Annotated in this window: 19 protein-coding genes; 12 read left to right on the top strand and 7 right to left on the bottom strand. The window is 53.6% G+C overall.

What is annotated here, in order from left to right:
* The first annotated feature begins 12 nt into the window (after positions 1-12).
* The 5 genes from rpsO to BL249_RS01875 all read left to right on the top strand — a co-directional run bounded on the left by rpsO (position 13) and on the right by BL249_RS01875 (position 5,953).
* A complete protein-coding gene (gene rpsO, locus BL249_RS01855) occupies positions 13-282 on the top strand; it encodes a 30S ribosomal protein S15 (RefSeq protein WP_099705447.1) in 270 nt (89 codons plus the stop codon).
* A 298-nt stretch (positions 283-580) separates the two neighbouring features.
* Positions 581-2,707 (top strand): polyribonucleotide nucleotidyltransferase, encoded by a 2,127-nt coding sequence (gene pnp, locus BL249_RS01860; protein WP_099705448.1) that lies wholly within the window; start codon positions 581-583, stop codon positions 2,705-2,707.
* Between the two features lie 318 nt (positions 2,708-3,025).
* Entirely contained in the window at positions 3,026-3,910 is an 885-nt protein-coding gene (nlpI, locus tag BL249_RS01865; protein ID WP_099705449.1) for a lipoprotein NlpI, read from the top strand.
* 110 nt (positions 3,911-4,020) lie between these two features.
* Complete coding sequence (gene yrbN / locus BL249_RS19450) at positions 4,021-4,095, top strand: protein YrbN (RefSeq protein ID WP_446717691.1); 75 nt, start codon at positions 4,021-4,023, stop codon at positions 4,093-4,095.
* Positions 4,088-5,953 carry a DEAD/DEAH family ATP-dependent RNA helicase gene (locus BL249_RS01875; RefSeq protein ID WP_143354773.1) on the top strand — a complete coding sequence of 622 codons (1,866 nt, stop codon included), beginning with the start codon at positions 4,088-4,090 and terminating at the stop codon, positions 5,951-5,953. The genes yrbN and BL249_RS01875 overlap by 8 nt, the downstream gene beginning before the upstream one ends.
* A gap of 67 nt (positions 5,954-6,020) precedes the next feature.
* Here BL249_RS01875 and BL249_RS01880 read toward each other — a convergent pair whose 3' ends face one another.
* Positions 6,021-7,031 (bottom strand): luciferase-like monooxygenase, encoded by a 1,011-nt coding sequence (locus BL249_RS01880; RefSeq protein WP_099705452.1) that lies wholly within the window; start codon positions 7,029-7,031, stop codon positions 6,021-6,023.
* Between the two features lie 222 nt (positions 7,032-7,253).
* On the opposite strand from BL249_RS01880, the gene BL249_RS01885 reads away from it, so the two are divergent.
* Genes BL249_RS01885 through BL249_RS01895 form a run of 3 tightly spaced genes read left to right on the top strand, consistent with a single transcriptional unit; the run spans position 7,254 to position 10,479 of the window.
* Positions 7,254-8,225 carry an HlyD family secretion protein gene (locus BL249_RS01885; protein ID WP_099705453.1) on the top strand — a complete coding sequence of 324 codons (972 nt, stop codon included), beginning with the start codon at positions 7,254-7,256 and terminating at the stop codon, positions 8,223-8,225.
* On the top strand, positions 8,207-9,361 hold the full coding sequence (locus BL249_RS01890; protein ID WP_099705454.1) for an ABC transporter permease: 1,155 nt from the start codon (positions 8,207-8,209) through the stop codon (positions 9,359-9,361). The genes BL249_RS01885 and BL249_RS01890 overlap by 19 nt, the downstream gene beginning before the upstream one ends.
* Positions 9,358-10,479 carry an ABC transporter permease gene (locus tag BL249_RS01895; RefSeq protein WP_099705455.1) on the top strand — a complete coding sequence of 374 codons (1,122 nt, stop codon included), beginning with the start codon at positions 9,358-9,360 and terminating at the stop codon, positions 10,477-10,479. Before BL249_RS01890 ends, BL249_RS01895 begins: the two co-directional genes overlap by 4 nt.
* Here BL249_RS01895 and BL249_RS01900 read toward each other — a convergent pair.
* The gene (locus tag BL249_RS01900) at positions 10,476-11,357 is read right to left on the bottom strand and encodes a U32 family peptidase (RefSeq protein ID WP_099705456.1); all 882 of its coding nucleotides are present in this window, start codon (positions 11,355-11,357) and stop codon (positions 10,476-10,478) included. The two genes, BL249_RS01895 and BL249_RS01900, sit on opposite strands and share 4 nt — an antisense overlap.
* An 8-nt stretch (positions 11,358-11,365) precedes the next feature.
* Positions 11,366-12,361, bottom strand: coding sequence for a ubiquinone anaerobic biosynthesis protein UbiU (gene ubiU, locus BL249_RS01905; RefSeq protein WP_099705457.1), 996 nt, complete (start codon positions 12,359-12,361; stop codon positions 11,366-11,368).
* Positions 12,362-12,561: 200 nt separating this feature from the next.
* On the opposite strand from ubiU, the gene ubiT reads away from it, so the two are divergent.
* Together ubiT and BL249_RS01915 are read left to right on the top strand one after the other, a co-directional pair.
* A complete protein-coding gene (ubiT, locus tag BL249_RS01910; RefSeq protein ID WP_099705458.1) occupies positions 12,562-13,086 on the top strand; it encodes a ubiquinone anaerobic biosynthesis accessory factor UbiT in 525 nt (174 codons plus the stop codon).
* Positions 13,080-13,583 (top strand): GNAT family N-acetyltransferase, encoded by a 504-nt coding sequence (locus tag BL249_RS01915; protein ID WP_099705459.1) that lies wholly within the window; start codon positions 13,080-13,082, stop codon positions 13,581-13,583. The genes ubiT and BL249_RS01915 overlap by 7 nt, the downstream gene beginning before the upstream one ends.
* Here the strand turns inward: BL249_RS01915 and BL249_RS01920 are convergent.
* Positions 13,570-13,914, bottom strand: a complete 345-nt coding sequence (locus tag BL249_RS01920; protein WP_099705460.1) for a GIY-YIG nuclease family protein — start codon at positions 13,912-13,914, stop codon at positions 13,570-13,572. The two genes, BL249_RS01915 and BL249_RS01920, sit on opposite strands and share 14 nt — an antisense overlap.
* 53 nt (positions 13,915-13,967) lie before the next feature.
* On the opposite strand from BL249_RS01920, the gene BL249_RS01925 reads away from it, so the two are divergent.
* Positions 13,968-14,399 carry a YhbP family protein gene (locus BL249_RS01925; RefSeq protein ID WP_099705504.1) on the top strand — a complete coding sequence of 144 codons (432 nt, stop codon included), beginning with the start codon at positions 13,968-13,970 and terminating at the stop codon, positions 14,397-14,399.
* A gap of 23 nt (positions 14,400-14,422) precedes the next feature.
* Here the strand turns inward: BL249_RS01925 and BL249_RS01930 are convergent, their stop codons facing one another.
* The 3 genes from BL249_RS01930 to nrdD form a co-directional block, all read right to left on the bottom strand.
* Positions 14,423-14,944, bottom strand: a complete 522-nt coding sequence (locus BL249_RS01930) for a type 1 glutamine amidotransferase domain-containing protein (protein ID WP_099705461.1) — start codon at positions 14,942-14,944, stop codon at positions 14,423-14,425.
* Between the two features lie 129 nt (positions 14,945-15,073).
* On the bottom strand, positions 15,074-15,559 hold the full coding sequence (gene nrdG / locus BL249_RS01935; protein ID WP_099705462.1) for an anaerobic ribonucleoside-triphosphate reductase-activating protein: 486 nt from the start codon (positions 15,557-15,559) through the stop codon (positions 15,074-15,076).
* Entirely contained in the window at positions 15,556-17,694 is a 2,139-nt protein-coding gene (gene nrdD, locus BL249_RS01940) for an anaerobic ribonucleoside-triphosphate reductase (protein ID WP_099705463.1), read from the bottom strand. The genes nrdG and nrdD overlap by 4 nt, the downstream gene beginning before the upstream one ends.
* Positions 17,695-17,918: 224 nt before the next feature.
* Between nrdD and BL249_RS01945 the strand changes: the two genes are divergently transcribed.
* The gene (locus BL249_RS01945; protein WP_099705464.1) at positions 17,919-20,495 is read left to right on the top strand and encodes a DEAD/DEAH box helicase; all 2,577 of its coding nucleotides are present in this window, start codon (positions 17,919-17,921) and stop codon (positions 20,493-20,495) included.
* Positions 20,496-20,571 lie beyond the last annotated feature (76 nt).

A 20,571-nucleotide genomic window follows, 5' to 3' on the forward strand; every position in this document is an offset into this window, starting at 1 on the left:
ACGGAGTTTACTATGTCTCTAAGCGTAGAAACTAAAGCTGAGATCGTTGCTAAATACGGTCGTGGCACCAATGACAGTGGTTCTACTGAAGTTCAGGTTGCGCTGTTAACCGCTCAGATCAATCATCTGCAGGGTCACTTTTCTGAGCATAAGAAAGATCATCACAGCCGCCGTGGGCTGCTGCGTATGGTATCTCAGCGCCGTAAGCTGCTCGACTACCTGAAACGTAAAGATGTTGCGCGTTATTCCAGCCTGATCGAAAGCCTGGGTCTGCGTCGCTAAGTCTTCATAATCCGATGATTTCAGTGCACGCTGTTATGCCATTTTCGGATTTATATGAGTTTCGCTAAAAAGGGGCCTTTGTGGCCCCTTTTTTCAAGTAACCGGCAGCAATTCAAATCAAATTAATGTATTGTTGCAGGGGTGATCTTTTGCTGCAGAGGTTCGCGCGGCTAATGAGAAGCTTTATTCCACTGGATTGAAGTTTGTCATTAGTCGCGAGGATGCATCAGAAGATTGAGAGATCCACGGCAACGCGCTGCTACGGCGCGTTATCTGCCAGGAAGTTAAGGATAAAATTTTGCTGAACGCGATTGTACGTAAATTTCAGTATGGTCAGCATACCGTAACGCTTGAGACCGGTATGATGGCCCGTCAGGCCACTGCAGCCGTTATGGCCAGCATGGATGACACCGCAGTATTTGTCACCGTGGTTGGTCAGAAAAAAGCGAAGCCTGGTCAGGACTTTTTTCCACTGACGGTTAACTATCAGGAGCGTACCTACGCTGCTGGTCGCATTCCGGGTAGTTTTTTCCGGCGTGAAGGGCGTCCCAGCGAGGGCGAAACTCTGATCGCGCGTCTGATTGACCGCCCGGTTCGTCCGCTGTTCCCTGAAGGTTTTGTCAACGAAGTGCAGGTCATTGCAACCGTTGTTTCAGTTAATCCGCAGGTGAACCCGGATATTGTTGCCATGATTGGCGCTTCCGCCGCGTTGTCGCTTTCTGGTATTCCGTTTAACGGCCCGATTGGTGCTGCGCGGGTAGGTTATATCAACGATCAGTATGTACTGAACCCGACGGTTGAAGAGCTGGCACAGAGTAAGCTGGACCTGGTGGTCGCCGGCACACAGGGTGCGGTACTGATGGTTGAATCTGAAGCTGAGCTGTTAAGTGAAGATCAGATGCTGGGTGCTGTGGTTTATGGTCATGAACAACAGCAGGTGGTGATTGAGAATATCAATTCCCTGGTTGCTGAAGCGGGTAAACCGCGTTGGGACTGGCAGCCTGAAGCTATCAATGAAGCGCTGAATGCACGGGTAGCGGCGCTGGCAGAGTCACGGCTCAGCGATGCTTATCGCGTTACCGATAAGCAGGCGCGTTACGAACAGATCGACGCGATTAAATCTGAAACGGTGGCAACTCTGCTGGCCGAAGACGATACGCTGGACGAAAACGAACTGGGTGAGCTTCTGCACACCATCGAGAAAAACGTGGTGCGTAGCCGGGTGTTGCGTGGTGAACCACGTATCGATGGCCGCGAAAAAGATATGATCCGTGGGCTGGATGTGCGGACCGGCGTGTTGCCGCGTACCCATGGTTCTGCTCTGTTTACCCGTGGTGAAACCCAGGCACTGGTGACGGCGACGCTGGGCACTGCCCGCGACGCACAAAACCTTGATGAGCTGATGGGTGAACGTACCGATAATTTCCTGTTCCACTACAACTTCCCTCCCTACTCTGTAGGTGAAACCGGGATGGTTGGCTCACCGAAACGCCGTGAAATTGGTCATGGCCGTCTGGCAAAACGTGGCGTACTGGCTGTCATGCCGAAACAGGAAGCTTTCCCTTATACCGTACGTGTGGTATCTGAAATTACCGAATCAAACGGATCGTCTTCTATGGCGTCTGTCTGTGGTGCTTCTCTGGCGCTGATGGACGCTGGCGTGCCGATTAAAACGGCAGTTGCCGGTATCGCGATGGGGTTGGTTAAAGAAGGTGATAACTTTGTGGTGCTGTCCGATATCCTCGGTGATGAAGATCATCTTGGTGATATGGACTTCAAAGTTGCCGGTAGCCGCGAGGGAATTACGGCGCTGCAAATGGACATTAAAATCGAGGGTATCACCCGTGAAATCATGCAGGTTGCGCTGAACCAGGCAAAAGGTGCGCGTCTGCATATTCTTGGCGTGATGGAGCAGGCTATCAGTACCCCTCGTGGTGATATTTCTGAATTTGCACCACGTATTCACACCATCCGTATCAATCCGGACAAAATTAAGGACGTGATTGGTAAAGGTGGTTCAGTGATTCGTGCGCTGACCGAAGAGACGGGCACCACCATTGAAATCGAAGATGACGGCACGGTGAAAATTGCTGCAACCGACGGTGAAAAAGCAAAACATGCTATCCGCCGGATTGAAGAGATCACTGCTGAAATTGAAGTCGGTCGTATCTACAACGGTAAAGTCACTCGTATTGTCGATTTCGGTGCTTTTGTGGCGATTGGCGGCGGCAAAGAAGGCCTGGTACACATCTCTCAAATTGCCGAGAAGCGCGTTGAGAAAGTGACTGATTATCTGCAAATGGGTCAGGACGTACCGGTTAAGGTGCTGGAAGTTGACCGTCAGGGGCGTATTCGTCTGAGCATTAAGGAGGCCAGCGAACAGCCCGCAGCGGAAGCGGCACCTGTTGCACCTGAAGCAGAATAACGCAATAAATTAGCTTTCCTTCGTTTGCGAGCAAAGATATATCGCAGACGGAGGTATGCTGATCTGCTCCGGATCCGGATAATGAGGCCAACGGCCGTAGCGGATACCCGGGTAGAGTTGCGCTGCTTGCTCGATGTTACCCGCTGGTAACCGCGAGTCCTGGAATTATGATTGCCGTCTTTTCAGGCGGTGTGGAACTGCCAGAATAGCGGTAACGGAAATGTACAGGGTGGCGTTTAATTGCGAGGACGGGAAACCTTGTGCATGGCAGGCGGATAACCGGAACGTTATCCCAATGTTTGTATTCGGGAGTGGGAAATGAAGCCTTTTTTGCGCTGGTGTTTTGTTGCAACGGCTTTAATGCTGGCAGGATGCAGCAACGCTAACTGGCGTAAAGATGCAGTACTGGCGGTTCCGCTACAGCCTACGTTGCAGCAGGAAGTTATCCTCGCACGTATGGAACAAATTCTTGCCAGTCGTGCACTGAGCGATGATGAACGCGCACAGCTGTTATATGAGCGCGGAGTGTTGTATGATAGTCTTGGTCTGCGGGCTTTAGCGCGTAACGATTTTTCGCAAGCGCTATCCATCAGACCCGATATGCCTGAAGTATTCAATTACTTAGGCATATATTTAACGCAGGCAGGCAATTTTGATGCTGCCTACGAAGCGTTTGATTCTGTACTTGAGCTTGATCCAACTTATAACTATGCGCATTTAAACCGGGGTATCGCGCTTTACTATGGCGGTCGGTATAAATTGTCGCAAGATGATCTGCTGGCGTTTTATCAAGACGATCCTAATGATCCTTTCCGCAGCCTGTGGCTCTATCTCACGGAGCGTGAGATGAATGCTAAACAGGCTAATGTGGCGCTAAGACAGCGTTACGACAAAGCGGTCAGAGACCAGTGGGGATGGAACATTGTCGAGTTCTACCTTGGCGACATCAGTGAAAAAACGCTGATGGAACGACTCAAGGCGGACGCAACGGATAACACCTCGCTCGCTGAGCATCTCAGTGAAACCAACTTCTATTTAGGTAAGTACTACCTAAGTCTGGGGGATAAGGATAACGCGGAAGCGTTATTCAAGCTGACGGTCGCCAACAACGTGAATAATTTTGTTGAGCACCGGTATGCATTGTTGGAACTGGCGCTTCTTGGCCAGACACAAGACGATTTATCAGAATCTGACCAGCAATAGCTGACGAACTTTCATTGCCTGATGTTTTTAAAAGTCATCACCCAGGTGGGTGAAGGCTTTGTTGTTCGTCCAAACCACTAATATGAGCCGGTTCACACTTTTCGATGAAAATGACTGAAGATTTTCATGACGAGTTATGTAGACTGGCCGCCGCAATCCAAGAGGCACATGTACTACATGACTGATATTGAAACTAATTTTTCCGACCTTGGCCTTAACGAATCCATTCTGTCAGCACTGAATGATATGGGCTATGTTAAACCCTCACCAATCCAGGCCGCCTGTATCCCGCATCTGCTGGCAGGTCGTGACGTACTGGGTATGGCACAAACCGGGAGCGGAAAAACGGCTGCGTTTTCCTTACCGCTGCTGAACAATATTGATCCTGAACTGAAAGCACCACAGATCCTGGTGCTGGCACCGACCCGCGAACTGGCGGTGCAGGTGGCGGAGGCCGCCACTGAATTTTCCAAATATATGCGTGGCGTAAACGTGCTGGCCCTGTATGGCGGCCAGCGCTATGACGTACAGCTGCGCGCTTTACGCCAGGGACCACAAATTGTTGTCGGGACGCCTGGTCGTCTGCTTGACCACCTGAAACGTGGCACCCTGAATCTGTCCAGCCTGCGTGGGCTGGTACTGGATGAAGCCGACGAAATGTTGCGTATGGGCTTTATTGAAGATGTCGAAACCATTATGGCTCAGATCCCTGATGGACATCAGACCGCACTGTTTTCTGCCACTATGCCGGAAGCAATCCGTCGTATTACCCGCCGGTTTATGAAAGAACCGCAGGAAGTGCGTATTCAGTCCAGTATCACTACCCGTCCGGATATCAGCCAGAGTTACTGGACGGTATGGGGACGTAAAACTGACGGGTTAGTCCGTTTTCTTGAAGCGGAAGATTTTGATGCGGCAATTATTTTTGTCCGCACTAAAAATGCCACGCTGGAAGTGGCTGAAGCGCTGGAACGCAGTGGTTATAACAGTGCTGCACTGAATGGTGACATGAATCAGGCGTTGCGTGAGCAGACGCTGGAGCGTCTGAAAGATGGCCGTCTCGATATTCTGATTGCAACGGATGTTGCGGCCCGTGGGCTTGATGTTGAACGTATCAGTCTGGTGGTTAACTACGATATTCCGATGGATTCAGAGTCTTATGTACACCGAATCGGCCGTACCGGCCGCGCGGGTCGTGCCGGACGGGCGCTGCTGTTTGTTGAGAATCGTGAACGCCGGCTGCTGCGTAATATTGAACGCACTATGAAGCTGACTATTCCGGAAGTAGAGCTGCCAAATGCCGATCTGCTGAGCGAGCGTCGTCAGACTAAGTTTGCGGAAAAAGTGCAGTTGCAGCTGGAAAGCAGCGATCTGGAGCAATATCGTGCTCTGCTGAGCAAAATTGCACCGCAGAATGAACTGGATATGGATACGCTGGCCGCCGCATTGCTGAAAATGGCACAGGGTGAACGTCCGTTGATCCTGCCACCTGATGCGCCGCGTCCTGCGCGTCGTGAATTCCGTGACCGTGACGATCGCCGCGATGACCGTCGTGCCGGACGTGACGGTGGACGTGATGGCGATCGGCCGCGGCGTGAGCGTCGTGACGTGGGCGATATGGAACTGTACCGCATTGACGTGGGCCGTGATGATGGCGTTGAAGTGCGCCACATTGTGGGGGCGATTGCCAACGAAGGTGATATCAGCAGCCGTTATATTGGTAACATTAAACTGTTCGCTTCCCATTCGACTATCGAGCTGCCCAAAGGCATGCCGGGTGAAGTACTGCAACATTTTACTCGCACCCGTATCCTTAATAAGCCAATGAATATGCAGCTTATTGGTGCAGCCCAGCCACAGCGTGGTGAGCGCCGGGGTGGACGTGATGGTGGCGGTCGTAACGTTGGCGGTGAGCGTAGCGAAGGTGGTCGTCGCTTTAGCGATCGCCGTGAAGGCGGTCGCGGTGGTTATGCCGGTGAACGCCGTGAAGGTGGCCGTGGTCGTCGCGATGACGCGGCCCCGGTGCGTCGTCGTGATGCCTGATAACGCTTAGCAGTAAACACCAGTAAAAAAGCCCGCTTCTGCGGGCTTTTTTATGTCGACTGGCCACTTATCCGAGGTCGTCACAGGCTGCTTTTGCCAGCGCGAAGGAGTCGAGGCGTGCCTGGCGATCAAAAATCTGACCATTAAGCATAATTTCATCCGCCTGGGTTTCACGCCGCAGCGCGGCCAGGCCCTGACGAACCTTTTCCCGATCGCCAACCACTGACATACTCAGTGCCTGCTGCACGCCAAACTGCTCCGAAGGCGACCAGATGGTGTCCATATTATCCACCGGTGGCGGTAACGGTCCCGGTTTACCCCGGCGCAGATTAATAAACTGTTGCTGCATAGAGGTAAACAGAAAACGTGCGTCGCGCTCACTGTCGGCAGCCACGACGTTAATACATACCATGGCATAAGGTTTTTCCAGCCGGGCAGATGGCTGAAATTTTTCGCGATAAAGATGCAGTGCCTGAAACAACATCTCGGGGGCAAAGTGTGACGCAAAGGCAAAGGGTAGCCCAAGCTGAGCGGCCAGTTGGGCGCTGTACAGGCTGGAACCAAGCAGCCAGATGGGCACCCGCAGTCCAAGCCCCGGTACCGGTTGTATTGCCGGCTGTTCCTGCTGCTGATAATCAAACCATTCGATGAGCTGTTTTACATCTTCAGGAAAGGTGTCTGCCCGCCCCGGGATATCACGCCGTAATGCCATCATCGTTCGCTGATCGGAACCGGGAGCACGTCCCAGACCCAGGTCGATACGGCCGGGAAACAGTGACGCCAGCGTGCCGAACTGTTCGGCAATTACCAGCGGTGCGTGATTGGGTAACATCACCCCCCCGGAACCCAGATGCAGCGTTGAGGTATGCGCAGCCAGATGACCAATTAACACCGAGGTTGCGGCGCTGGCAATGCCGGTCATATTGTGATGTTCCGCCAGCCAGTAACGATGATATCCCAGCTTTTCCGCCAGTTGAGCCAGTGCCAGAGAAGAATGAAAGGCATCACGTGGCGTGGCGCCCTGTGGAATAGGGGCTAAATCCAGCACGGAGACACGAAGTTGTGTTTTTTCAGTCATCATTCACTCCCGGGGTAGTCTGCTCTCCGGAAAGTATTCACTATATTTGTAACAGATGTTAACCCTTTCTGGTCATCCATTGGCGATGATCGTGGTTTTAAATCAAATCAAATCATCTGTGCGCCGCTATAATCCGGTTTTTCTGTTAACTGCTTATCAGGACTTTATTGTGACGCCATATGGATATCACCGCTTCCTGTCTGGATACGGAGGCGCGTCTTAATGAAAAAGACCACCTTTCTCACCCTGCTTTTTATGATTATCGTTGTGGCACTGGCCGTATTATTTCGCGCGCACAGTGACGATTTGCTGTTGCAGGGCGAGGTTGATGCACCTGAAGTGATTGTGACCTCGAAAGCGAAGGGCAGAGTGGTGGAGCGTTTTGTCCATCGTGGCGATGATGTTAAAGCGGGCCAGCCCCTGATGCGGCTCTCCGCTCCGGAGCTGATTGCCCAGCTTGGTGCTGCGCAAGCGACCCGCGATCAGGCCGCGGCTCAGCTGAAAATGTCGCTCGACGGTACCCGAAAAGAGAGCCTGAGAAATTTGCGCGCGCAGTGGCTGCAGGCGCAGGCAAAATATCAGGATGCTGATGCCATCTGGAAACGTGATAACGCCGTTGCTGCCAAAGGATATGTTTCCGCGCAGGCACTGGAAACCGCTCGTCAGAATCGTGAAAGTGCCTGGCAGGCAATGCGTGCCGCTGAAGCCAGCCTTGATGAAGGTATTCATGGTGACCGTATCGAGCAGCGCGAAGGCTATGCCGCTGCGCTAAGGGCGGCAGAGCAACAGCTGCACGAAGTGGAAGCGGTGGCTGAAGAGCTGAATGTCCATGCACCGGTTGCCGGTGAGGTCGGGCCGATTCCGGCGGAGGATGGCGAGCTACTCAACGCATCCAGCCCTTTGCTAACACTGGTTCGTTTATCACGGGCTTATTTTGTTTTCGACCTGCGTGAGGATATTCTGGCCCATGTGCGTAAAGGCGATAAGGTTAAGATGCGGGTCCCGGCACTGGGCAATAAAGAGATTGAAGCTGAAGTGCGCTATATAGCCCCACTGGGGGATTACGCGACCCGGCGTGCCACGCGGGCAACCGGTGATTTCGATCTGAAAACCTTTGAGGTAAGGCTTTATCCGCTGGAGCCGGTCTCAGGCTTGCGTCAGGGAATGAGCGCATTATGGTCATGGAAGTACTGAAAGCCCACTGGCATGGTTTTAGCCGTGCTTTTGGCCATGAAGTCCGCGTCGCCTGGCGTAAGCCGGTGATTCACTGGTTATGCTGGTGTTTTCCGCTACTGCTGTTTGCGGTGCTGGGCAGTGCGTTTTCGGAAGGGACGTTACTTCATTTACCGGTAGCGGCGGTGGATAATGACCACAGCAACCTGTCACGTACGCTCATTCGTAATCTCAATGCCAGTTCCCATGCGCGTATTACCCGTTTTAACGGCAATCTGCCTGAAGCCCGCGAGCAACTGGAAAGCGCCGGTGTTTATGCCCTGCTGTGGGTGCCACGTAATTTCGAATCCGACACCCTGGCAGGGCGCCAGCCGCGGGTCACACTGTATTATAACGCCCTGATGTTTGGCCCGGGCTTTTACTCCACGCAGGATTTCGCCGGACTGGTCAGTGCAATTAACAGCCAGTACAGTCCGCTTTTAGCCAGCGCCTCGGGCAAAGCGCTGGGCGGTATGCCGCAGGTCGCTTTAATGTACGATAGCCTGTTTAACGCCAGTGGCAGCTATATCTATTATCAGCAGTTTTCCGCCACCATTCATCTGACCCAGCTGTTTGCCGTGGTTTGTATGATCTACGTGCTGGCGCGCAGCCGGCCGCTGGTAAAGCAGCGTTATTTTTTTGCCTCGCTGATCGGTAAATTACTGCCTTACACATTATGTTTTACCACGCTGCTGATGGTGCAGTTAGCGTTGCTGGTGGGTATTTTTGGCGCCAGGGTTGTCGGTGACCCACTTTATATGCTGGCGGTTGCTTTTTTCTACGTTATCGCCGCTCAGAGCATTGGCCTTATGCTGTTTTCCTTCACTCCGGGGATCATTTTTGCCTACATGTTTACCAGTATTCTGGTTGGTGTAGCGATGTCTTTCTCGGGTACGGCCATGCCTCAGCTTTCTATGCCGCTGCCGGCGCGTTTAATTGCCGACCTTGAGCCACTGACGCATGCGCTGGCCGCAATGTTCGATCTTTTCCTGCGTGATATTCCCGTGGCCCCGGTCATGAATACCTGCATGCTGCTTCTGATTTATCCCTTAATCGCCATCATCGTGCTACGTAAACGCCTTAAATGGCGACTTGAGCAAAAGGAGACGCTGGCATGAAGCAGTGGTGGCAGGCATTCAGTACTACACTGAAAGGCTTACTGGAACGTCCGATGTGGTTGATGCTGCTGATATCGCTCTGCCTGATGAGTCTGATATACGCAAAGGGAAGCGTCTGGGATCTGCCGGTAGGGGTTATCGATCAGGACCATTCAACCGCCAGTTACCGGATTATTCGCGATCTGAACGCCACGTCGAAGATGAATACCGTCAGCTACAGTAGTTTGCGTGACGCGTTGCATGATCTGGGACGACGTAAATTGTTTGCCGTTATTATTATGCCGCAGGATCTTGAAAAGAAAATGCTGGCCGGCATTGCGGTGACGATCCCGGTATACGGCGATGCGACCAATCGTCTGGCGGGGGGGCAGATTGAGATGGACGTTAGCGCCGCGTATCAGGAGATGCTGACGAAATATCAGCTAAGACTGGCACAAGATCAGAATTTTTCGCGTCAGGAAGCGAAGGTTGTTATCACCCCTTTTATTGGTCAGACCGAAGAAGTATTTAACCCCGGAATTGGATTTGCGGCGATTATTTTCCCCGGCTTGCTGGTGATGCTGTTGCAGCAAACCCTGCTGATTGCCAGTATTCGCGTTAATATTGTGCTGCGGGCGAAGGGTAACGTGCCGGTGGCACAAACGCTGGGTACCCTGAGTGCGTTGATTCCCCCCTGGCTGTTTCTTTCTATCCTGCTTTATATTCTCTGGCCCTGGGTGCTGGGTTATCGCCAGACCGGCAGCGTGGCGGAAGTTCTGCTACTGACGTTTCCTTTTTTGCTGGCGGTGCTGGGGTTTGGCAAGTTTATCACTGAATGTCTGGGGAGAATTGAGCATATCTACCTGACGCTCACCTTTATCACCACGCCGGTCTATTATTTGTCTGGTATGCTCTGGCCACTACAATCCATGCCGGTCTGGATTAATTTGTTTACCCATCTTTTCCCTTCTACCTGGCAGGTCAACATTCTTGCCAGCGTCAATCAGATGGGGCGGCCCTGGCAGCAGACCTTGCCAGGCGTGGGGATGCTGTTGTTACTGGGTGCGGGCTGGACATTATGTGGTCTTGCCTTGCGCTGGCTGCGATTACATCGCCAGCGCAGAAGGCTGCCTGGTTAAGCGGTTACCTGCGTCAGTCCTGCCAGCTGACGCCAGTAACCATCACAGTAGGGGCGATCGTCGGCAGAAAAAGGCTGCTCGCCCTGCTCATTGGCACGGAACCGGCTAATCAGCGCCGGTGTGTCGCTATCTTGCGGCGAGAGGCGCACGACATCTACCAGTCCCTGCATTCCCGGCAGATGGTTACCGAGGTGGTAGCACTCTCCGCTCATGGTCTGGATGCCGTTCAGCACAAACACCTGCTGATCTTCCTGGCTATAGACCTGGCGGCCCTGGGGATAGTCAATGCAGCAGGTCTGACAGGCATCTTTGCTGCGATTTTCCGCACGGGCGCTGAAACAGCGCGCTGATAATGCCAGGGGCAGATGTCCGTAACCGAAAACCTCAATCTCAAACTGCCGGGGGAGTTTGAGCGCATCAAACTGTGCCAGCAGGTTGATCAGCCAGTCGCGGGATAATTCAACCGGCATACACCAGCGAATCATTCCCAGACGCTGCAACAGCTGCAACGTCTGGGCGTTATACACATTAAGTGCGTGCCCGGCAACGAAGGGAAGCTGACGTTCAGCGGCCATATTGACCGTGCCAAAATCATTCGCTTCAATGATAAATTCCCCGTTTTCCACCAGCCGCTTTAGCTCACTGAGTTCAGAAGGCGCCTGTATCAGTGACAGAGTACTGAGTATGACCTGCTTACCGCTGGCGCTCAGTTCACGCGCCAGTGCCATCCAGTCAGCAAATTTGGTTTCACGGCGTTTGCTACATACCGTTTCACCAAGATAAATAATATCTGCTTCACTCTGACTGGCGATTTCACAGAAGGTTGTAAGCCGATCTTTTGGCCAGTACCAGAGTACCGGGCCGAGAGCATATTTCATGGTGTCTCCTACTGCCATTGGCGGTGATAGGCACCGAGCGTGGTCTGTGTGCCTTCCGCCAGTTTACCGAGTCCTTCGTTCCAGGCCGGATCGATACGAAAATCGTCCGGGCAAGCTTTACACTGGTCAATAGCCTGACGCCAGATAGCTGACACCTGAGCAACATAGGCCGGACTGCGCTGGCGGCCTTCGATTTTTACCGAAACAATACCGCTTGCCAGTAGTTCGGGCAGAAGCTCAAGGGTATTCAGGCTGGTCGGTTCCTCCAGCGTGTGATAGCAGTGTTTATCCACGCGGTAACGACCTTTGCACAGGGTTGGGTAGCCGGCATTTTCATCCGGTCGGTAACGGTCAATCAGCACATTATTAAGCCGTGACTCTAAGCCGTCGTCCGTTTGCTGCCAGCGGACAAAGCGGGCTGGCGAACAGGCGCCGGCAGTATTGGGCGACTCACCGGTTAGCCATGAAGAGAGATAACAGCGACCTTCAGCCATAATGCACAGGCTGCCAAAGGCGAAAACTTCCAGCGGAACCCGAGTACTTCGTGCCAGCTGACGTACCTGATGCAGGGACAACACGCGTGGCAATACCACTCGGGCAATGGCGAAATGGCGCTGGTAAAAAGCAATCGCTTCGCTGTTAGTGGCCGATGCCTGAACGGAAAGATGCAGCTCCATTGCCGGATAACGCGTCGAAGCGTATTCCAGCGTGGCAATATCTGCCAGAATCAGCGCATCGGCGCCGCTATTGACCGCAATATCGACGGCCTGCTGCCAGCGGCGAAAATTATCCGGATGGGAAAAGGTGTTAATGGCCACATGCAGCTTGCGCTGATGCTGATGGGTGTAAGCGACCGCTTCCTGTAAGCGCTTTTCGCTAAAATTCAGGCCAGCAAAATGGCGAGCGTTGGTATCATCTTTCAGGCCGATATAAACCGCATCCGCACCATTTTCAATGGCTGCTTTCAGCGCAGGAAGATTCCCGGCCGGGCATAGCAGTTCCATTTTCGGGGTCCTTATTTTTTGAGAGGTGCGCAGCAGTTTAAATAGCCTGGCGCATGCTGGCTTTGATTTGAGGCAGTGAAAAGGACGGATTACGGTTGCTGAGGAAAAATACGGCCAATCGCCTGCTTTGTTGATCCAGCCAGCCGATCGTTAATCGGCCTGTGGCAAAATGAGAAAAATTTGCAAACAGGAGTTATCAGATGTTCCATCGCTTCCGTGCGGCATGCGTTAATAAAGGTCCGGGTTTTATGCGGTTTCCACTGCGCGTTACCCCTTTCATCGTCAGGAAACATGTGTTGCAACAAGTGCTATGCTGGCAGTTCAGCCAGGCACTGGCTGACGGTGAGATAGACTTTCTTGAAGGGCGCTGGTTAGGGATTGATATCACCGATCTGGCTTTATGCTGGAAAATGACGGTCAGTAACGGCCGGATTGTGCTGGCCGAAGGCCCCCTGGCTGATGTATGGTTTCGCGGTCAGGTAAATGATTTACTGTTAATTGCTGCCCGTAAGCAGGATCCGGACACGCTATTTTTCCAGCGCAGGCTGATTATCGAAGGTGATACAGAACTCGGGCTGGAGGTAAAAAACCTGATGGACGCCATCGAGCTTGAAACGCTGCCAGCGCCCCTGCGTATCGGGTTATTAACGCTGGCATCTTTTGTCGAAGCGGGACTTAACGAGGGCGCGAATTCGTCGCCGGATCGCGCAGGTAAGCTATGTTAATCAGAACTGAAATTGGGGTTGATGCCGCCAGCATCGACAGCTTGTTACGCAGCTGCTTTGCCGGGTCTGACGAAGCGCAACTGGTGCACCAGTTGCGCGAAGACGGTCTGTTAACGCTGGGCATGGTGGCAACAGATGAGGAAGGGCAGGTATTGGGCTATGCCGCATTCAGTCCGCTTACGCTCAGGGGTGAAGATCGCGGCTGGGTGGTGCTGTCGCCGCTGGCGGTCGATGAACGTATGCGCGGCGAAGGGCTGGGCAAAAAATTGATCTATGAAGCCATGGATGTGCTTAATGAGTTCGGCTATAGCGCTATTTTTGTGCTGGGCGATGCGACGAGATATGGCCGTTATGGTTTCGTACCGGCAGCAGATTATCAGCTGCGCTGTCGTTGGCCAGAAAGCGAGGCAACTTTTCAGGTTTACCCACTGGCTGCACAGGCTGTTGAAGGTGTGCAGGGTGAGGTTGAGTTTTCCGCACCTTTTAACCGTGTTTAACCGACAGCAGCCAGTGACTGAGACAGCATGGCTGTTCAGCAATCAGACGCAGTTTTTGCTGGCGTGTTAACTGCTTAACCCGATATTCGAGCCGCGATGCACTGGCGCGATCGCCGGCGGCAGTATCAAAAAGTAATTCCAGCGGGCCTTTGCCACGCAAAGATTTTGCCCCTTTGCCACGCTGGTGCTGGGCAAAACGGCGGCTGACATCGGTGCTGATGCCGGTATAAAGCACGCCGCGCGCGGTGCGCAGAATATAGAGCCGCCAGGCGGCCACCAATGGCGGCGTTAGCGCTGCTGATTGTGCAGGTGGTAACAGGGCAGAAGTCATGGTTATGCCGGATGCTATGGCAACGCACCTTTTTTATTCAGGAATTAATCAGTATGGATAATAGCATCCCGGCGGCTATCTGCCGCTACCTGAAAAAACAACATGTGCTATCGCTGTGCGCCGGAACCCCGCCGTGGTGTGCTAACTGTTTTTACGTTTTCAATGAACAGCAGCAGGTCTTCTGGCTGATGAGCGATGCCGCCACGCGCCACGGCATGCTGATGCAGGCACAACCGCTGGTGGCCGGAACGATTAATGGCCAGACGCGCAGTCCGATGCTGATTAAAGGTGTCCAGTATCAGGGCGTTATTGTCCGGCTTGCTGGCGAACAGGCTTCACGGGCGCGCAGTGCCTATATCCGCCGTTTCCCCATTGCTGCCAGTGCGCAAGCTCCGCTGTGGGAAATCGCCATCAGGGAGCTGAAAATGACGGATAACACGCTGGGATTTGGCAGCAAGTTACGCTGGCAGCATGAAAGTGTCTAACGGCGACCGATCCCGCCCGGCGTTCAGGATGCCATTTTGAGAAGACGCAGTGATTCGCGATTAAAAGCGGGCAGATCGTCCGGTGTTCTGCTGGTAACCAGATTATCGTTATCGACTACCACTTCTTTATCATAAAAATCGGCACCCGCGTTTTTTAAGTCAACTACGATCGGTTTCACCGCCGTCATTTTTCGGCCGCGTACCGCATCGGCACTGATCAGCAGCTGCGGACCATGACAGATAGCAAAAACCGGTTTACCACTGGCGACAAAGTCCCGGGTGAATGTTACAAAACGGTCGTCTGCACGCAGGCTGTCCGGTGAGTAACCGCCGGGAAGCAGCAATGCATCAAAGTCTGCCGGGCTGACGCCGTCAATGGCTTTATCGATCACCACCGTCTGGCCTTTTTTGCCTGTGACGGTTTTTCCCGCCTGTTTCTCAATGGTTACCACGTTATAACCCGCATCACGATAGGCTTTGGCGGGGGAAGTGAATTCGGTGTCTTCGAATTGGTCGCTGATCAGCACCGCGATGGTCTTCATCATGTTTCCTCCTTTCAGATCATCATACCCACCGGTTAAGTCTGGCTGGCGATGGTGGTTATGCAACCAGGAATATTCTGCAACCGCTATGCTGCCAGTTTTTGAAAGGAGAGTGTGCTGGCCGTAAGCTGACTACAGCGTGCTGCTACTGGCCTGACGCAGCCGATGGATAACCTGGTTGCTGCTGCCGCGCCACACCAGGCGAGGATCTTTTTTTGCCAGCTCAAAGCGGCCATCCACCAAGACATCCAGATGGGCAATAACTGCCTGCTGTGCGCTGTTAAGCTCCTCCAGCCGGTAGCCGGTCCACAGCCAGATATCTTTTCCGGCACACTCATGCCGCACGCGTTTCACCAGATGCAGTACTTCCGCAACGTTGGCCGGATGCAGCGGATCGCCACCGGAGAGTGACAGCCCCTGGCGCGGAATGCGACGATCCTGCAGATCAGCAATGAGCCGATCTTCCCACTCGCAGGTAAAAGGCACGCCACTATTTACCCGCCAGCTACACTGGTTATAACAGCCCGGGCACTGATGCTCACAGCCGGATACAAACAGCGTGCAGCGGGTACCGGGACCATTAACCACATCCACCGGATAATATTGCTGAATATTCATTCCGCTACTCCTGCGGGCAAATGTTTTACCCGTCGTTTAACCTCCTCCTGCTTGCCGGCATTAAACGGACGGGCGTCGGGGCTGCCAAGGTAGCCACAGACGCGGCGGGTTACCGAAACGCTAGCCGGGTCGTGATTACCACAGCCAGGGCAGACAAATCCTTTACTGGTACAGGTAAATTCGCCGTGATAGCCGCATGCATAACATTCATCAATTGGCGTGTTGGTGCCGTAGTAGGGTACCCGGCTGTAACTGTAATCCCAGACATCCTCCAGCGCTTTCAGGTTATGCTGTAAATTAGGGTATTCGCCGTAGCAGATGAAACCACCGCTGGCGATAGCAGGATAAGGGGCTTCAAAGTCCAGTTTATCGTAGGGGTTGACCTTTTTTTCCACATCAAGATGGTAGCTGTTGGTGTAATAGCCTTTATCGGTTACCCCGGCGACCAGCCCGAAGCGGGCGGCATCCAACCGGCAGAAGCGATCGCACAGATTTTCGCTTGGGGTGCTGTACAGGCTGAACCCGTAGCCGGTTTCCGCCTTCCATTTTTCCGTCGCTGTCCGCAGATGCTGCACAATAGCCAGCGCTTTTTCACGACGTGCCGGCGAGTCAAACAAATGACATTCGGTGCCATACAAGGCGTTGATGGTCTCATGTAAGCCGATGTAGCCCAGCGACAGGCTGGCTCTGCCGTGACGGAATAACGGGGCAATATCATCATCCGCCTGTAAACGAACGCCACAGGCACCTTCCATATAGAGAATGGGTGCAACGCGCGCTTTTACCCCTTCCAGCCGGGCTACCCGGGTCATTAACGCACATCTGGCGAGCGTCAGCCGCTCATCCAGCAATGACCAGAAACGCGATTCATCACCGGCGGCTTCCAGCGCAATGCGCGGCAGATTAAGGCTGATCACCCCGAGATTATTGCGTCCTTCATGGATTTCTTCGCCATTTTCTTCATAGCGGCCCAGAAAACTGCGGCAACCCATCGGGGTTTTAAATGAGCCGGTCACCTTCACTACCTGTTCAAAATTGAGAATGTCGGGGTACATCCTCTGACTGGCGCAGCGTAGGGCCAGCTGTTTGATATCGTAGTTAGCGTCCTGTGGACGTAAATTTACCCCTTCACGCAGGGCAAAAACCAGCTTGGGAAACACGGCGGTTTTATGGTTGCGGCCAAGACCCGCCAGCCGGTTTTCTAAAATCGCCTGCTGAATCAGGCGCGCTGCCTCATCGGTCCCCAACCCAAAACCAAAGGTGACAAAAGGCGTCTGGCCATTGGCCGTGTGCAGCGTATTAACTTCATATTCCAGTGACTGGAACGCGTCATAACACTCTTTGCGCGTGCGCGCATCAGCATAGCCTTCAACGTCGGCAATTTGCCACTGTCTGGCAATGGCCCGATGTTTTTCCTGACTGGCGCGCACATAGGGTGCCAGCACTTCGTCGATGCGGTTAATTGTCGTGCCACCATAAATATGGCTGGCAACCTGAGCAATGATTTGAGCCGTTACGGCGGTGGCAGTGGCAATGGATTTTGGCGGTTCTATCTCGGCATTTCCCATTTTAAAACCGCGGGTCAGCATACCTTGCAGATCAATCAGCATGCAGTTGAACATGGGAAAAAAAGGCGCGTAATCCAGGTCATGGTAATGAATTTCACCGCGTTCGTGTCCCTCAACCACTTCGCGCGGCAGCAGGTAGCGGGTGGCATAGTGCTTAGCAACAATGCCGGCCAGCAGGTCGCGCTGGGTGGGGATGACTTTGCCATCTTTATTGGCATTTTCGCTGAGCAAGGCGGCGTCACTTTGCTCAATCAGACCACGAATTGCCGTATTCAGCCGGCCGCGTTGCTCGCGCGCCAGATCGCGATCGTGGCGATATTCAATCCAGCAGCGTGCGACCTGCGGCCAGGCACTGGCCATCAGCGCATCTTCCACCGCCCGCTGAATGTCGCTGATATCGACTTCATGCTGGGTTTGCAGGCGTTCACAGACGCTGGCGGTGATTGTCTGGCTCAGGGGGCTATCTGCTACTCCGGCGGCCTGCGCTGCCCGGCGAACAGCCTGTTCAATGCGGCTGGCATCGAAGGCCACTTTGCAACCATCTCGTTTGATCACCTGTGTCGCCACGATTGACTCCTTATCAATATATGGCGTGTTAATTCGATAATAGACCCAATATGTAGCGTTTTGTCGAAAATAACTGTGGTTGAATTGATACAGGTCAAAGAACAGACAACAGCGAATAAATTGGCAATGTCACGGTAAAGCGGGTTGCATCTCCCTGCCGCAGGTCGTTACTATTTCCTGTTATGCGGTAAAAAAAGTCCGTAAAAGGCTTAATGAGAACCTTAATGTCTTCTTTTTCTTATGACGCGACTCAGGTCAGACGCTGGCTCGGGGGGCGGACTGTTACCAAGGCACAGGACCTGATCCCGAGGGTACAGAACCTGCAGCGACAGCATAATCTGTTAACGGGGGAAATTCCTGGCGTCGGGGATGAGCCATGGCGGGTTGTTGTCCATTTCAGCAGACCACAAGGAAAACTGCACGTCAGTGGCGAATGTACCTGTCCGGTGCAAACCAACTGCCGGCATGTTGCAGCAGTGATGCTGGCTAATTTGCAACAGCCGGTACAACAGGAAGCTTCTGCGCCGCGGCCGCTGCATGCTGAGCCGGTTCCGGCGCTGCATTTGCAATCGCGTTCGCGCTTTGTCAGTGGCTATGGCCGCTATGGTCACCGGCAGAAACGACTGGATTTTGCCGCGCTATCCTTCAGCTATAACGGCATCATGGTTGATGCCGATAGTCAGGAAACGATTTTTCCTGATGACCGTGGCCAGCGCTGGCAGCTGGTGCGTCAGACCGAAAAAGAGCAACGCTGGCTGGCTGAATTACAGGCGGCCGGCTTGCATGGGGTGCCGGCCAGCCACATCTATACGCCGGCCTCTTCGCCGTTGCCCGGCCAGCTACTTGTGCCAGAGCAACCCGGCGACTGGCGGCAGATTATCCGGCTGCTTTTACCGGCATTGCGCGCCCGCGGATGGCTTATCACTCTGGATGACGATTTTACCTGGAATCGCCGTGATATCGAGATGATCTCCGGCCGGATAAGCCGCCACGAACAGGGTGATTTCGCAATAGAACTGACGGTCAGCGCCGGTCAGCGTATCATCCCACTGTTGCCCATGTTACCGGCTCTGCTGGCCCAGGATACTCGCTGGCTCAGCGGCGATCTTAGCACCATTGCCAATGAGGAAATTATTGAGCTGCGTGATGCCGATAATACGCGGCTGGCGCTGGCGGCGGCGCAGCTGAAACCGCTGCTGGCGAATCTGATTGACGTGCTGCCTGATGATGGCACACAGAGTCACAGCCTGCCGCTGCCGCGGTGGGATCGGGGCCGGTTGGCGGCTCTGTCCCAGGTGGGATGCTGGCAGGCGGATGATGAGGCAGCAAGACTGGCTTTGAATGGCGAGTTGCTGCAGGTGGATAAGTTACCGGCTATTACGCCCCCGGCGGGTCTGCAGGCGACCCTGCGTGATTATCAGCTGCAGGGGGTAAGCTGGATGCAGGCCTTAAGCCGGCAATCGCTGGCCGGCGTTCTGGCCGATGATATGGGACTGGGTAAAACGGTACAAACCCTGGCGCATATCTTGCTGGAAAAAGAGAACGCCAGGCTGGATCTGCCGGCGTTAATTGTGGTGCCGACCACCCTTATTTATAACTGGCTGAGTGAAGCTCAGCGCTTTGCTCCTGAGCTGCGCGTGTTATCCCTTAGCGGACCACAGCGCAACGAATATTTTTCCTGTCTTGATCAGTATGATGTGGTGCTGACCAGCTATTCATTATTATGGCGCGATCAGGCGGTGTTAAGGAACCAGTCCTGGCATCTGCTGATCCTTGATGAAGCGCAGTATGTGAAAAATCCACATTCTCAGGCCGGACGGGCCATTCGTAAGCTGGATGCACGTCATCGTCTCTGTCTCACCGGTACCCCGCTGGAAAATCACCTTGGTGAGCTGTGGGCGCAGTTTGATTTTTTATTGCCCGGTTTTCTGGGTAGCGAAAAAGATTTTTTACATCAGTGGCGTATTCCTGTGGAACGCCATGGTGATCACACCCGCCGTCAGCTGCTGGCGCAGCGAGTGCGGCCTTTTATGCTCCGTCGCCGCAAGCAGGAAGTCGTTGCAGAACTGCCGCCGAAAAACAGTATGGTGCGTCGTGTATTGCTTGAAGGGGCGCAGCGCGACCTGTATGAGACGGTACGCGTCGCGCTGGAACGTCAGGTCAGGCTGGCACTCAGCCGCCGTCAGGGACATGCTTCCAGCCGGATTCTGGTGCTGGACGCGTTGCTCAAACTGCGTCAGATCTGCTGCGATCCGCGGCTGGTTAAGCTGGATAATGCGACCAGCGTACGTCAGTCGGCGAAACTGACGCTGCTGCGTGAAATGTTGCTGGAACTGCTGGCAGAGGATCGCCATGTGCTGATTTTTTCCCAGTTTACCGAAATGCTGATGCTGATCGCCGGGGAGCTGAAAAAAGCGCGGATTGATTACGCGATGCTGACCGGCAGTACCCGCGATCGTCAGGCGCCGGTGGAACGCTTCCAGCGCGGTGAAGTACCGGTATTTCTCATTAGCCTGAAGGCGGGGGGCGTCGGGCTCAATCTGACGGCGGCAGATACGGTGATACACTATGATCCCTGGTGGAATCCGGCGGCGGAAAACCAGGCGACCGATCGGGCCTGGCGTATCGGGCAGCAAAAAACCGTTTTTGTTTATAAACTGATTGTTGCAGACAGTATTGAAGAAAAGATTGTTAATCTGCAGCAGCAAAAGGCTTCTCTGGCCGAGAGTATTTTGCAAGGCAGCGCCGATGAAACCGCTTTGTTCAGTGATGAAGAGCTGGCGGGTCTGCTGAGTTCCTGAATGAACGAGTGGTTATGCTGAGAGCCGATAGGTGTTATCCGTTCTGTGTTATCAGCCCGTTCATTTCGTCATAACA

Origin of the sequence: Erwinia sp. OLFS4, from assembly GCF_002752165.1 — a bacterium.
GTDB lineage: Bacteria > Pseudomonadota > Gammaproteobacteria > Enterobacterales > Enterobacteriaceae > Izhakiella.